Origin of the sequence: Rhizobium esperanzae (assembly GCF_002204185.1) — a bacterium.
Lineage (GTDB): Bacteria > Pseudomonadota > Alphaproteobacteria > Rhizobiales > Rhizobiaceae > Rhizobium > Rhizobium esperanzae.
Map to the genome: position 1 here is coordinate 86,229 of NZ_MXPU01000021.1, position 14,682 is coordinate 100,910.

The 14,682-nt window shown below is 62.7% G+C and carries 10 protein-coding genes; 6 read left to right on the plus strand and 4 right to left on the minus strand.

From position 1 onward, the window contains the following. Positions 1-307 precede the first annotated feature (307 nt). The 5 genes from B5E41_RS25785 to ubiA all read left to right on the plus strand — a co-directional run bounded on the left by B5E41_RS25785 (position 308) and on the right by ubiA (position 6,849). Positions 308-2,617, plus strand: coding sequence for a Tex family protein (locus tag B5E41_RS25785; RefSeq protein WP_085858233.1), 2,310 nt, complete (start codon positions 308-310; stop codon positions 2,615-2,617). Positions 2,618-2,750: 133 nt separating this feature from the next. Continuing rightward, the gene (locus tag B5E41_RS25790) at positions 2,751-4,010 is read left to right on the plus strand and encodes a cyclopropane fatty acid synthase (protein WP_064800870.1); all 1,260 of its coding nucleotides are present in this window, start codon (positions 2,751-2,753) and stop codon (positions 4,008-4,010) included. A gap of 34 nt (positions 4,011-4,044) precedes the next feature. Then, positions 4,045-4,626, plus strand: a complete 582-nt coding sequence (locus B5E41_RS25795) for a histidine phosphatase family protein (RefSeq protein ID WP_064805922.1) — start codon at positions 4,045-4,047, stop codon at positions 4,624-4,626. Positions 4,627-4,801: 175 nt separating this feature from the next. Then, the gene (locus B5E41_RS25800; RefSeq protein ID WP_088396622.1) at positions 4,802-5,614 is read left to right on the plus strand and encodes a MipA/OmpV family protein; all 813 of its coding nucleotides are present in this window, start codon (positions 4,802-4,804) and stop codon (positions 5,612-5,614) included. A 275-nt stretch (positions 5,615-5,889) separates the two neighbouring features. Then, entirely contained in the window at positions 5,890-6,849 is a 960-nt protein-coding gene (gene ubiA, locus B5E41_RS25805) for a 4-hydroxybenzoate octaprenyltransferase (protein ID WP_064809714.1), read from the plus strand. 94 nt (positions 6,850-6,943) lie between these two features. On the opposite strand, the gene B5E41_RS25810 is transcribed toward ubiA, so the two are convergent. Then, positions 6,944-7,510 (minus strand): DUF6101 family protein, encoded by a 567-nt coding sequence (locus B5E41_RS25810; protein WP_064800872.1) that lies wholly within the window; start codon positions 7,508-7,510, stop codon positions 6,944-6,946. 300 nt (positions 7,511-7,810) lie between these two features. Here B5E41_RS25810 and B5E41_RS25815 point away from each other — a divergent pair, with 300 nt between their 5' ends. Further along, complete coding sequence (locus B5E41_RS25815; RefSeq protein WP_088396623.1) at positions 7,811-11,146, plus strand: DUF1217 domain-containing protein; 3,336 nt, start codon at positions 7,811-7,813, stop codon at positions 11,144-11,146. A 318-nt stretch (positions 11,147-11,464) separates the two neighbouring features. On the opposite strand, the gene B5E41_RS25820 is transcribed toward B5E41_RS25815, so the two are convergent. From B5E41_RS25820 to B5E41_RS25830, 3 genes are all read right to left on the minus strand, one after another. Beyond that, positions 11,465-12,901 (minus strand): FAD-binding oxidoreductase, encoded by a 1,437-nt coding sequence (locus tag B5E41_RS25820; RefSeq protein ID WP_088396624.1) that lies wholly within the window; start codon positions 12,899-12,901, stop codon positions 11,465-11,467. 29 nt (positions 12,902-12,930) lie between these two features. After that, a complete protein-coding gene (locus B5E41_RS25825; protein WP_088396625.1) occupies positions 12,931-13,911 on the minus strand; it encodes an L-threonylcarbamoyladenylate synthase in 981 nt (326 codons plus the stop codon). Between the two features lie 68 nt (positions 13,912-13,979). Beyond that, positions 13,980-14,588 (minus strand): DUF6656 family protein, encoded by a 609-nt coding sequence (locus B5E41_RS25830; protein ID WP_064809718.1) that lies wholly within the window; start codon positions 14,586-14,588, stop codon positions 13,980-13,982. Positions 14,589-14,682: the final 94 nt, after the last annotated feature.

Sequence of the window (14,682 nt, forward strand, 5' to 3'; positions counted from 1 at the left end):
TCTGCCTGCCGGCATTGACCGGGCGAGCCGCCGGTCTCGCCCGTCCTTCGGACCCCCGAGGGGAGAAGCGGAATCGCGGCAGAGGCCTCTTCTTGCCGCTGCCGCTTGTGATGGAGGAAACCAGTGCGGCATATCCCTTCTACCCATCGGGGAGAAAGTGCCCACAGGGCGGATGAGGGGGCCACACGGCAACACGCCTGCCGGATCCCCCAATCCATCAACTTCCGCTGTGGAAACCACGCTCGGGCATTGCCTTGCCGCTTTTCGCCGCTATGGTCCCGCAACTTTCGTCGACATAGGAAATCCCATGGCCGCTGATCTTCGTTTTCTCGCCGCCCGCATCTCGGCCGAAATCAATGCCAGGCCCGACCAGGCCAAGGCCGCCATCGAGCTGCTCGACGAAGGCGCCACCGTGCCCTTCATCGCCCGCTACCGCAAGGAAGTGACGGGCGGGCTCGATGACACCCAGCTGCGCAACCTCGCCGAGCGGCTGGTCTATCTGCGCGAACTTGAAGCCCGGCGCGACGCGATCGTCGAATCGATCACCGGCCAGGGCAAGATGACCGACGAACTGATGGCGAAGGTCGCGGGCGCCGAAACCAAGGCCGAGCTCGAGGATCTCTATCTGCCCTACAAGCCGAAGCGCCGCACCCGCGCCGAGATCGCCCGCGAACGCGGCCTCGGGCCGCTCGCCGAGGCGATCCTGGCCGATCGCGGCCGCGAACCGGCGGCGCTCGCCGAAGGCTTCGTCACGGCTGACGTGCCCGACGTGAAGACGGCGCTGGAAGGCGCGCGCGATATCATCGCCGAAGCCATTGCCGAAAATGCCGATCTGCTCGGCAAATTGCGCGCCCATCTGCGCCAGGCTGCGCTGCTGAAGGCCAGGGTCGTCGACGGCAAGCAGGCGGCCGGCGAGAAGTTCTCCGACTATTTCGATCATTCCGAGCGCTGGGCGACGGCGCCCGGCCACCGCGCGCTCGCCATGCTGCGCGGCTGGAACGAGGAGGTGCTGACGCTGACGATCGAGGCCGATGCCGAGATCGCTTCGCCGAACAAGCCGGTCGAACGCATGATCGCGGCGGCCTATGAGATCGGCGCAAGCCGTCCCGGCGACCGCTGGCTGATGGAGGTCGCCAGCTGGACCTGGCGCGTCAAGCTTTCCATGTCGCTGTCGCTCGACTTGATGCGCGAGCTGCGCGAAAGGGCCGAAGAGGAGGCGATTCATGTCTTCGCCCGCAACCTCAAGGACCTGCTGTTGGCTGCCCCCGCCGGTTCGCGCGCGACGATGGGTCTCGATCCCGGCATCCGCACCGGCGTCAAGGTCGCCGTCGTCGACGGCACCGGCAAGGTGGTTGCGACCTCGACCGTCTATCCCTTCCAGCCGCGCAACGACGTGCGCGGCGCCCAGATCGAACTCGCCTCACTGATCCGCAAGCACAATGTCGAGCTGATCTCGATCGGCAACGGCACCGGCAGCCGCGAAACGGAAAAGCTGGTGGCCGACATGCTGGCCGAACTGCCAGCGCCGAAGCCGACCAAGGTCATCGTCTCGGAAGCGGGCGCCTCGGTCTATTCCGCCTCGGCGACCGGCGCGGCGGAGTTTCCCGATCTCGACGTGTCGCTGCGTGGCGCCGTCTCCATCGCGCGGCGCCTGCAGGATCCGCTCGCCGAACTCGTCAAAATCGAGCCGAAATCGATCGGCGTTGGCCAGTATCAGCACGATGTCGATCAGCAGAAGCTGTCGCGGTCGCTCGATGCCGTCGTGGAAGACGCGGTGAACGCCGTCGGCGTCGACTTGAACACCGCGTCTGCGCCGCTGCTCTCCCGCGTCTCCGGCCTCGGGCCCTCGATCGCCGAGGCCATCGTCCGCCACCGCGACAGCGAGGGCCGTTTCGAGACGCGGCGCGATCTGCTGAAGGTCGCAAGACTCGGCGGCCGCACCTTCGAGCAATGCGCCGGCTTCCTGCGCATCCCCAACGGCAAGGAGCCACTCGACGCCTCTTCCGTCCATCCCGAGGCCTACGGCGTCGCCAAGAAGATCGTCGCCGCCTGCGGCCGCGATCTGCGGGCGCTGATGGGCGACAGCGCCGTCTTGAAATCGGTCGATCCGCGTCAGTTCATCGACGAGAAATTCGGCCTGCCGACGGTGAAAGACATCCTCTCGGAACTGGAAAAGCCTGGCCGCGACCCGCGTCCGAGCTTCAAGACTGCGACCTTCGCCGAGGGTGTCAACGAGATTTCCGATCTGACGCCCGGCATGGTGCTCGAAGGCACCGTCACCAATGTCGCCGCCTTCGGCGCCTTCGTCGATATCGGCGTGCATCAGGACGGTCTGGTGCATGTGTCGCAGCTTGCCGATCGTTTCGTCAAAGATCCACACGAGGTCGTCAAGGCGGGCGATGTCGTCAAGGTGCGGGTCGTGGAAGTCGATGCCAAGCGCAAGCGCATCGGTCTCTCCATGAGACGCGACGACGGTTCTTCGGCGTCTCAGCCGCGGGGTGATTCTCGCGCAAGCCAGGGCGGCCGGCCGCAGACCGAGCGCCGGCCTGCAGCTCCGAAACCGGAGAGTCAGGGGGCTTTCGGCGCGGCACTCGCCGAAGCTATGAAGAGAAAATAAGGGTTTAGCCGGTATTCTGGCAAAAATGCCACAGTTTGGCAGCGTTCTGCGCGGACTGCTAAATCCGGCGCTTGTAAGGCGAGGGAGAGTTATTAAGTTGATGTGACCATCCTGTCACATTTGCGAGGCGTCCATGGCGTCGGCTTTCTTATCGATCGTCCAGCAAATCATCCGCAAGGGTTCGTTGAAACTTACCCTTGCCAATGGCGAGACCCACATGATCGGCGACGGCACCGGAGACATGGTGGCCGCCCGCCTTGCCGATCAGGAGGCCGAGGACGCCATCCGCAGCGATCCGACCCTGAAACTCGGGGAAATGTACATGCAGGGCCGGTTCATTCTCGAACAGGGCAACATCTACGATTTCCTGTCGCTGGTGAAGCAGAACACCACCAACGAGATCTTCGATTTCAAGATGGCGGCGCTGCTCGTCGGCCGCATTGCCTGGCAGCAGCTGAAGAGCCGTGTGCCGGTCAATCGCAACAAGCACAATGTCGCCCACCATTACGACCTGTCGGCCAAGCTCTTCGATCTGTTTCTCGACGAGGACTGGCAATATTCCTGCGCCTATTTCGAGCCGCCGGGCATCGGACTCGACGAGGCGCAGCTTGCCAAGAAACGCCACATCGCCGCCAAGCTTCTGCTTCAGCCCAACCAGCGGATCCTGGAGATCGGCTCCGGCTGGGGCGGCATGGGCATGTATCTGACGGAGGCGACCGAAGGCGCCGAGTTCACCGGCATTACGCTGAGCGAAGAGCAGCTGAAGGTCTCCCGCGCCCGCGCCGAAAAACGCGGTCTGTCCGATCGCGTGCGTTTCGAGCTGCAGGACTATCGCAGCATGAACGGCCGGAAATTCGACCGCATCGTCTCGGTCGGCATGTTCGAACATGTCGGCATCGGCAATTACGGCAATTTCTTCCGCAAGGTGGCGGACCTGCTCGACCACAACGGCGTCATGGTGCTGCATTCGATCGGCCGCCCGAAACCGAGCTTCGCCACCAACGCCTTCATCGAGAAATATATCTTCCCCGGCGGCTATATCCCCTCGGTCGGCGAGGTGGTGGCGCCGCTCGAAAAGGCGGGGTTGCTGGTCAGGGATGTCGAAATCCTGCCGATGCACTATGCCTATACGCTGCGTCATTGGCGCGAGCGTTTCGTAGCGCGCAGGGCCGAAGCGGTGGCGCTCTACGACGAGCAGTTCTTCCGCATGTGGGAATTCTATCTCGCCGGTTCCGAAATGGGCTTCCGCTGGGACGAGCTGTTCATCCTGCAGATCCAGATCGCCAAGAACCAGTTCGCCGTTCCCGACAACCGCAACTACATCGCGGAGAATGAAGCCAAGCTGAAGGAATTCGAGGCGCGGCGCCCGCCGCTGGAAAAGGTGACCTTCTGAGCGACAGCGGTCGGACCTATGAGAGGACATGCCGATGAGCAGCGCGTTTCCTGAGATCTACCTCGTCCGCCACGGCGAGACCGAATGGAGCCGGTCGGGGCGCCACACCGGACGCAGCGACATTCCGCTGACTGACGTGGGCGAGGCCGCCGCCCGCAAGCTTGCCGAGCGGCTGTCGGGCCTCTCCTTCGCTGCCGTCTGGTCAAGCCCCTCCGAGCGGGCCCGCAAGACCTGCGCGCTCGCCGGCTTCGGCTCGGGCGCGGTGATCCGTGAGGATCTCGCCGAGTGGGACTACGGCGCCTATGAAGGCATCACGACGAAGGAGATTCTGGGGAAGCGCCCCGGATGGCAGCTCTTTCGCGACGGCTGCCCAAATGGCGAAACGGCCGCCGATGTCGGCGCCCGTGCCGACGCCGTCGTCGAGGCGCTTCGCCAGGCGGGTGCTCCCGTCTTGATCTTCTCCAGTTCGCATTTCCTGCGCGTGCTTGCCGCCCGTTGGCTCGGCCTGCCGCCGCAGGGCGGCGCGCTTTTTTCCCTCGATACGACAAGCATCAGCGTGCTCGGTTACGAACACGATTTGGCCGAACCGGTCATTCGTGGGTGGAACCAGAGATAAAATTGCTGCGGGTGGGTTTGCGGTGATGTCTCTTCAGAACGATGAAATTGTCGTTGGCACGCCTTTCATGGGCGCCCTTTGCGCGCCGTGGTTAACATTGGGGTAACAACATCGGGATAAGTCTAGCCACCGCCGCCCTCCGCGGCTTTGTTTTTGCGTTTTCTGGAGTGCGGACGTGTTTCATCGATCAGTCGTATCGATCTCCCTGGCTATTGCCTTTTCATCCCCGGCCTTGGCGCTCGCGCAGGAAAGCGGCCAGCATTTCTGGTCCGGCGACTGGTATCTGAGCGTCGGTGTCGCCGGCTTCTCCGCGCCGAAATTCGAGGGCTCGCGGCGTTACGAATTCCGGTTCAGCCCGCTGATTTCGGCCGGCCGGCAGGGTTCGGCTCCGCGCTTTTCCTCGCGCAACGACAATCCGTCCTTCGCCCTCATGGATAATGGTGCTTTCCGCGCCGGCATCGTCGGCAAATTCGTGCCTTCGCGCGACGAGGGCGACGGTCATGAGCTGAAGGGCATGAAGAAGGTCAAATGGGGCGCGGAAGCCGGCGGCTTCGTCGAGGTTTATCCGACCGATTTCCTGCGCGCCCGCGCCGAAGTTCGCCAGGGCATCCGCTCCCATGACGGGGTCGTTGCCGATCTCGCCGTCGATGCCTTCACCGATATCGCCCCCGACCTGCAATTGTCAGGCGGTCCACGCGCGACATTCGCCACCAGCGGCTATTACGACGCCTATTACGGCGTCAACGCCAAACAGTCGGCGGCGAGCGGGCTTGATCAATACAAGCCGTCGTCGGGCATCCAGTCCTATGGCGCCGGCGCGGCTCTGACATGGAAGGCGACGGAGAACCTGTCGGCCAGCTCTTTCCTCGAATACAAGCGACTGGCGGGTCCGGCGGCCGACAGCAGTCTCGTGCGGCAGCGCGGCTCGAGGAGCCAGGTGCTCATCGGTGTCTCAGCGACTTACAGGTTCAATTTCTCGCTGCAGTGATTTAATGCATGTCGCCCGGAAGTGTGCCGCGGTTCCGGGGGTAACGACATGCATAAACTAAATGCATGTCGCCCGGAAGTGTACCGCGGTTCCGGGGCAACGACATGCATAAACTTAACGCATGTCGCCCGGAAGTGTGCCGCGGTTCCGGGGCAACGACATGCATAAACAAAGAGCCAAACCGCGTCATACGAACCAAATTTAATGCGACTCGCTTTTAGCGCCGTCGCGATCACTTCTTGACCGGATCGCCAGCCCGCCGCTAGATGAATGGCATGCAAGATACCGGCGAGTTCAACGATCGCGTCTCCGACGCACCTTCCGATAACTGGGTCTACCGGATCCTGCCGCCATGGCTCTGGCCTTATGCGCAGCTGGCACGCTGGGATCGCCCGATCGGCTGGGAGCTCTTGATGTGGCCGTGCTTCTGGTCGGCCACGCTCGCCTCCAATGCGGCGATCGGTCAAGGGCTCTATTCCGGCAGCCTGCTGGTGTCCCATCTTTTCCTCTATTTCATCGGCGCCGTCGCCATGCGCGGCGCCGGCTGCACCTATAACGATCTCGTCGATCACGAGATCGATATGGAAGTGGCGCGCACCCGCTCGCGTCCGCTGCCCTCCGGCCGCGTCACCCGCGCCCGCGCGAAGATCTTCATCGGCATTCAGGCGCTGGTCGGCCTTTTCGTGCTCTTGCAGTTCAACTGGTTCACCGTCTTTCTCGGCCTGCTCTCGCTCGGCATCGTGGCGCTTTATCCCTATGCCAAACGCTTCACCGACTGGCCGCAATTCTACCTCGGCCTTGCCTTTTCCTGGGGCGCGCTGATGGGCTGGGCCGGCATTCTGGGCGGCCTCTCCTTTGCCGCCATCCTGCTCTACGCCGCCTCCGTCGCCTGGACGATCGGTTACGACACGATCTATGCGCATCAGGACAAGGAGGATGACGAGCTGATCGGCGTGCGCTCCACCGCCCGCCTTTTCGGTGATCAGACGAGGCAGTGGCTGATCGGCCTTTATGGGCTGACGCTGGTGCTGATGTTTGCGGCCTTCGCGCTCGCCGGCGCCAATCTCATCGCCTTTCTGGCCTTGTTCGGCGCGGCCGGCATGTTCGCCTGGCAGATCATCCGGCTTGATATCAACGATCCCGCCCAATGCCTGGCGCTCTTCAAGTCGAACAACCGCGTCGGCCTGACCATCTTCCTAGGCCTGTTCTTTTCGCTGCTCTTCGCCCTTCCCTGAGGGCAACGACGCGTGAAACGAAAAACCCGGCACAAGCGCCGGGTTTCGAAATTTTCCGAGATCCTACCGCCGAATGGCGCTGTCGCGATTTCGGTCAGTTGCGGGCGATGATTTCCTTGCCTTCGATCTTCATGGCGACGCCCAGCTGCCCGGTGGTGCGGCGCACGAGGAAGCGCGGACGGCGATTGGCGAAGTAGGAATGACGGCGGCGCGGCTTGAGGTCACTGGTGCGCAGCGCCCCGATATGGTCTTCGAGCGGCCGCGCGACGCCATCGGCTTCGACCATCAGCATCGGAATGCGGAAGGCCTCCGACCAGCTGCGCCAGTCGGCGGCGATGTCGCTGAGATCATGGGCGACGAGCAGCGGAATGCAGAGTTCCGGATCCGCATGGTGAAGCTCGAGCGTGACGGTGACCTCGCCGTCGCCATGGTCGATGGCGCGGGCGGCGACACCCTTGAAGACGCGCCTCGGCAGGGCAATCGAGAGCGGCAGGCCGCTGGAGGGAAGGACTTTCCGCAGGACTGCGCCGCGTTCGTCTATCGTGATGCTGACGTCATCCGAACAATCATGGATGGCGTAGCTGACCTGCTGCGGGAAGCGGGACGGATCGAGACGCAGCGTCGTGTCGGCCCAAGCGGGCTTCAAAACGGGATTGTTCATTTCATTCTACCCTTGTCTTACCTGAGAGCCGGTTTGCGGTCTTCTCCTCGGGACTTTTCGTCCTCTATGGCCGACAATAGGCGGCCCCCCTTCCGTACAGCTTAAAAATTGCGGTTAAGAAAACTTTGCCTCCCCTGATGGTTATCAAAACCGAATCCGGCAGGGTTTCCGGAAGGTGAACGGCCCGCTGTCCTGAAATGGCGCAATCCAAAGGTAAGTCTCGGGTAAGTTTTGCGTGGCAAAATGGGCTTACCGGCAGTTCGTCGTTCTTTTAGAGATTTTGCCAAAAGGGCGCTTTTCATGATCACGGCCTCCCTCGCGTACACGATCCTGTCGAAGGACATGACGTCGAGCCTCAACAAGGTTGCGGCGCAGGCGACGGTCAAGAAGGATGCCCAGTACTACGCCGACAACATCAACAAGGTCAAAGACGTCGACGACTTCCTCGGCGACTACAAGCTCTACAGCTATGCGATGAAGGCCTATGGCCTCGAGGACATGACCTATGCCAAGGCCTTCATGAAGAAGGTGCTCGAGAGCGATCTGACCGACCCGAACAGCTACGCCAACAAGCTCTCCGATACGCGCTACCGTGAATTCGCGGCCGCCTTCAATTTCAACGCGCCTGACAAGGACGTACAGACGGATGCCCAGGAGGACGATCTGATCGGCCTCTACAAGCAGTCCTTCGTCGATGCCGACAACGCCGCGGCCGCCGAGAGCACCTATTACAGCAATAATATCGACAGCGTGCAGACCGTCGACGACCTGGTCAACAACACAAGGCTGCGGACCTATGTGCTGAAGACCTTCAAGATCGATCCCACCTATGCGTCGAAAGATTTTCTGCGGCAGGTGCTGACGAGCGATCTCAGCGACCCGACAAGCGTCGTCAACACGCAGGGCGGCGACAAGTACAAGGCGCTTGCCGCGCAGTTCAGCTTCAACGCCGACGGCACCGTCACCGGCACGGCCCAGACGGCCGCGCAGAAGGCCTCGGTCATCGAGACCTACACGCTGAATTCCCAATCCGTCATCATCGACAATGCGGTCGGTTCCGACGTTGTCTACGTCAGCAAGACGGCGGCCGACTACAACAAGGCATATTATACCGCCAAGATCGGCACGATCACCAATGTCGACGATCTCGTCGCCGACGCCCGCCTGACCTCCTACATCAAGACCGCCTACAGCATGGGCGCCGACTTCACCGCGCCGGCGCTGCGCATGGTCCTGACCGATCCAAGCTATGCCCAGCTGATGGGCTTTACCAATGTCTATAACGCCTTCAACTTCAAGTCGGACGGTACGACCTCGACCACGGCCCGCGCCCAGACGATCGACCAGGCGAACAAGCTGGCGTCGGCCGCCTCGAGCACCGCCAACTATTATAGCGTGACCTCGCAATCGAGCGGCATCACCAATGTCGACGACCTGCTCGCCGACAGCGTCATGGCGCGCTACATCAAGGATGCCTATGGCCTCGGCGTGAATTTCAGCAATGCCGAGCTGAAGAACATCCTGACCGACTCGTCTTATGCCGCCGCCCAGGGGCAGGCCGGCCTCAATGCCGACTTCAACTTCAATGCGGATGGGTCGATCAATGGTTCGGTGATTCAGACCGCCGCGCAACGCAAGTCGACCACCGACAAATCGGCGGCGAACGCGGCCCACTTCAACGCGATGATCGGCAATGTCACCAATGTCGATGACATCATGTCCGATCCCGTCGCGGTCAGCTATCTCAGAACCAGCATGCAGATCGCCGACAGCGTCTCCGACGCGACGCTGCGGACCTTCCTCGTCGATCCTGCGGCGGCCAGCGCCCAGGGCTATAGCGACGTTCACGATCTCTTCAATTTCAAGACGGATGGGTCGGTCGCAACGCTTTATGCCACGCAGACCGCCGCACAAAGCGCCAACACGTCAAGCAAGGCCGACAGTGCGGCCGTCTATTACCAGTCGACCATCGCCGGGATCTCGAACGTCGATCAGTTGCTGGCGGACCAGAAGCTCAACAACTTCGTGCGCAATGCCTACGGCATCCCTGCTACCGTCAGCGACGTCGATCTTCGCGCCATCCTGACCGATCAGAGCGGCACCGGCACCTATGCGGATGTCGCCGCCGCCTTCAATTTCAAGGCCGATGGATCGCTCGAGGATGGCTTGGCTGCGCAGACGTCCAGCCAGATCACCAACACGAAAATCGCCGCCGGCGCGCGCACCGACGATTATTCGTCCCGCATGGCGACGATCGCCAATGTCGACGAGCTCATCGCCGATCCCGCCATCACCAATTTCCTGAAGAGCACCTACGACCTGGCGTTCGACATCACGGACGCCGAGCTGAAGAGCATCCTGACCGATGCGACGGCTGCCGCAGCCGCCGGCCATGCCGATCTCAACGCCGATTTCAATTTCGCCGCCGACGGATCGCTGCCGGCCGTCAGCTCGGTCCAGACCGCCGATCAGGCGCAGACCACCAATGACAACTACATGGCGCGCTATGACGACGAGCGCGACGAGGCGATCGAAGAGGTCGCCGACAATTACTCGAGCATGATGGCCGACAGCACCAGCCTGCTCGATACGGCCGAGATCAAGACCGTCAACGATTTCCTGCGCACCAATGCTTCGGCCGATTTCAAGAAGAGCAACGACAATCTGCCCGACCCCTATCACGTGGCGCTGCAGGCCTTCGGCCTGACGGACCAGGAAGTCCCGCGCTCGATGATGCGCAAGATCCTGACCAGCGATGCCTACGATCCGAACGGCTATATCGCCTCGCTGAAGGACGAGCGCATCACCAACCTTGCCCGCGCCTTCAACTTCGGCCCCGACGGCAAGGCGGCAGCACCTCTGCAGGCGCTGCCCGACGCGACCCTGGCCAAATACGCCACCGATTATAAGGCGCATGTCACCATGCTGCTGAAGGCCGGCCCGGTGAAGGACAAGGCATCGAAGGATGCGACGACCGAGGTGGATTATTTCGCCAAGGGCATGGCCAAGGTACAGTCGCTCGACGATTTCCTCGATGACAGCCGCCTGACCGATCTGGTGCTGAAGGCGAACAACCTCGACCCGAAGGATTATGACAAGGCGACGCTGAAGAAGATATTCACCTCCGATCCCGACGACAAGAAGAGCTACCTCAACACCAAGGCCGATGCGCGCTTCAAGGATATCGTCGCCGCCTTCAACTTCGACAAGGACGGCAATCTGACCCGCGCCAAGATCGGCGCCATCCAGAACAAGGCGGCCGAGGCGCATACGCAGGACCTCTTCATCAAGCAGACGTTGGAAACCCAGCAGGGCGAAAGCAACGACGGTGTGCGCCTGGCGCTCTATTTCAGCCGCAAGGCCCCGAGCATCACCTCGATCTATTCGATCCTCGGCGACAAGGCGCTCTATCAGGTCATCACCACAGCCTACAGCCTGCCAGCTCAGATATCGAGCATGGACGTCGCCAAGCAGGCCGATCTCATCAATCGTTTCGTCAAGCTCGAGGACCTCCAGGATCCGAAGAAGGTCGACAAGCTGCTGCGGCGCTTCACCGCGATGTACGACGTCCAGAACAGCACCCAGCAGTCACCGGCCCTGCAGATCCTGACCGGCGGCGGCACTCAGCAGGCTTAAGGTGGTTCAGGCAGGAGCGCGCAGAGCGGCGCGGGTGGCGGCCCCTCACCGTAACCTTACCGGGGGGTGAGCCACTCGTCTCGCCCACGGCGGTGAAGCCGGCGCACCCGCTTCGTTTGGCGAAAAGCTAATCCCATACTCCGTCATCCCAGGCCTTGAGCCTGGGATCCATGTCGCCGCTACTGGTGGATGCGGTGTGGATGCTCGGCTCAAGGCCGAGCATGACGGAGTGTGAGGTCGACGGGAGAGCCAATCAGGGCGCTCGACAACGGTCCGTGCCCGCAGGCGGACGAGGGACAATTCCCTGACTGCCGCCGCTCACACCTCGAGACTGACGACCTTTCCTGGGTTCATGATACCAGCCGGATCGAAGGCGCGCTTGATGCGGCGCATCAGCTCGATTTCGATCGCCGGGCGGATTGCCGCCAGTTCGTCGCGCTTCAGCTGGCCGATGCCGTGTTCGGCCGAGATCGAGCCGCCATGGGCGAGCACCAGCCCGTGGACAATATGGTTCATTTCGCGCCAGCGGGCGATGAAGGTGCCCTTGTCGGCGCCGATCGGCTGGGAAATATTGTAATGAATATTGCCGTCACCCATATGGCCGAAGGCGCAGATGCGGGCGCCCGGCATGGCCGCCATCACGGCTTTTTCCGCCTCGGCCATAAAATGCGGGATCTTCGACACCGGCACGGACACATCGTGCTTGATCGAACCGCCTTCCGGCTTCTGCGCATCCGACATGCTCTCGCGCATATGCCAGATCGCCTTCTGCTGGGCGACCGAAGCGGCGATCGCGGCGTCTTGCACCAGCCCGGCCTCGAAGCCCTGTTCCAGCACGCCGTTCATCATCCGCTCCGCCGTCTCGGCCGAATCCGACGTCGAAATGTCGATCAGCACGTACCAGGGGTATGCCGCTTCCAGCGGATCGCGCACGCCGTCGATGTGGCGGGTGGTGATCTCGACGCCGAAGCGCGGCATCAGCTCGAAACCGGTCAGCGAGGTGCCGCACAGACTGGCGGCAAGGTTGAAGAGGGCGAGCGCATCCTCGACCGAATTGAGGCCGGCAAACGCCACCTGATGGCCGAGCGGCTGGGGAAACAGCTTCAGCACCGCCCCGGTGATGATGCCGAGCGTGCCTTCGGCGCCGATGAAGAGATCGCGCAGGTCATAACCGGTATTGTCCTTCTTCAGCCGGCGCAGGCCATCCCAGATCTCGCCGGTCGGCAGCACCACTTCGAGGCCGAGGCAGAGTTGGCGCATATTGCCATAGGCAAGCACGGCCGTGCCGCCGGCATTGGTGGAGAGATTGCCGCCGATGCGGCAGGAGCCCTCCGAGCCGAGCGACAGCGGAAAGAGCCGACCATGCGCCTCGGCCGCCTTCTGCACATCGGCCAGGATCGCGCCGCCATCGGCGACCAGCACATTCGCCACCGGGTCGACGTCGCGGATCCTCGTCATGCGTTCGAGCGACAGGATGATATCGGCCTGGCCAGTGCGCGGTGTCTGACCGCCGACGAGGCCGGTATTGCCGGTCTGCGGCACGATCGCCGTTTTAGTCTCGGTCGCAAGCTTCATGATCTTGGAGACTTCCTCGACCGAACCAGGCTTCAGCAGGAGAGGGGAAGAGCCATGATAGAGCCCGCGGTTTTCGATCAGATGCGGCGCCAGATCGGCCTCGCCGCGAAGTGCATATTTCTCGCCGACGATGGCGGCGAAACGGTCGAGAAGATCGGTGGAAATGCCGGCGCTGCTCATCAGGTCGATCCTCTATCGCTTCTATCAGGTCAGGCAGTCGCGCGGGGCGCGGCCGCCCTTTGTAGCCGGTCGTTGATGGCTTCGCCGAGTCCCTCGTCCGGGATAGGCGAAAAGGCGATGCTCGACACCCCGCTGGCATCGGCCCGCTTCATATAGTCGAAAAGATTGGCCGCCGCTTCCGCCAGGTCGCCGGCCGGGCTGAGATCGAGGACGATGCGTGCCGCGCGTGCGCCTTCGACCGACGCGCCGCCGAAGGCGATCAGCGCTTCGCCGGGTTCCACCGCCGTCGCATTGAGGCGCACGCTGGCGCTCGGCGCATAATGCGAGGCGAGCATGCCAGGCGCCTCGATTGCCGCCGAAGCCTTTTTGGCGCGCAGCAGAGGCTGGCCCGCGACGCGCTCGATCTCGCGCGCCGCAAGCCCGCCGGGCCGAAGCAGCCTCACCCGGTCGCCCTCCACCTTGACGATCGTCGATTCGACGCCGACGGTGCTCGGTCCCGCATCGAGGATCAACGGGATCTTCGCGCCGAGATCGGCTTCGACATGGGCCGCACTGGTCGCGCTGATGGCGCCTGAGGTGTTGGCGCTCGGCGCTGCGAGCGGCCGTCCGAAGGCGCCGATCAGGGTGCCGGCGAAGCCCTTGGGCACGCGCACGCCGACGCTGTCGAGACCGGCGGTCGCCAGCGCGTGGATCGGGCTTGCGGGCCTCAGCGGCAGCACGAGCGTCAACGGACCGGGCCAGAAGGCTTCGGCGAGCGCCCGCGATACGGGGTCGAACTCGGCATGGTGTCCGGCCATCTCGAGATCGGCCATATGGCAGATCAGCGGGTTGAAGCGTGGCCGTCCCTTGGTCTCATAGATGCGGGTGATGGCGGCCGGATTGGTGGCGTCGGCCGCAAGGCCGTAGACGGTCTCCGTCGGCATGGCGATGGCAAAGCCATCGGAAAGAGCGGCACAGGCCGCTTCGAGCGCCGCCTGCCTGTCTGCCCTGATGTCAATGATGCGTGCCATATGCTGCCCGTCTCTGGTTCCGGCAGTCATTAGGCTTTCCGCCGCCGGCGATCAATCGCCTTGTTCGCTCACAGTTGGCGGATGATTTCGCGCAGCTGTTCGTTGCGGGCGCCGAGCAGCAGGATGTTTCGGATCGCCGCCTGCGGATCGTGGGTGCGAAAGAGCAGCCCATTGCCGCGCACCGACCGGTCAATCGTCATCTTTTCGGCGGATTCCTCACCAGGCTTAATCGCGACGGCGAAATACATCCGGGAATAGCCGACATCGATCCGTTCGAAGAAGTTGTCGTTGTCGCCGATGTCGGAATAGAAGTTGGCGATGTAGAAGGCCCAGCTGACCTCTTCGTAGCGGGCGAATTTCGTGCGCGCCGCGGTGACGTGGCAATAACCGAGATGTGGGCTGTCCTGCAGCGTCCGATGGAAGATCATCTTCGGAAACTGGATCGAGTGGTGGAAGCCGTTGATGTGCTGATGCGTCTTCTCGCCGGCCGCCTGCAGCTTGCGGCCGGTCTTTTCGGCGACCTCGTCATGGGTGAGGTAGCGCCTTTCCTCGGCCAGCCAGTGGCGCCGGTCGCGGGGGATGCGGCCGGTGCGCAGGAATTCGGAATGCGCGGCAACCAGTTGCCGCTCCTGCGGCCGGATTACTTCTTTCGCGTCGAAATAGCGGAGTCTGGCCATGGTCTACATGCTTCGTCGGTCTGAGGTCGACAGCAGGATAAGATCGTATGCTTAACGCAGCATTAAGACGCGACCGGGGCATCGGGCGGAAGCC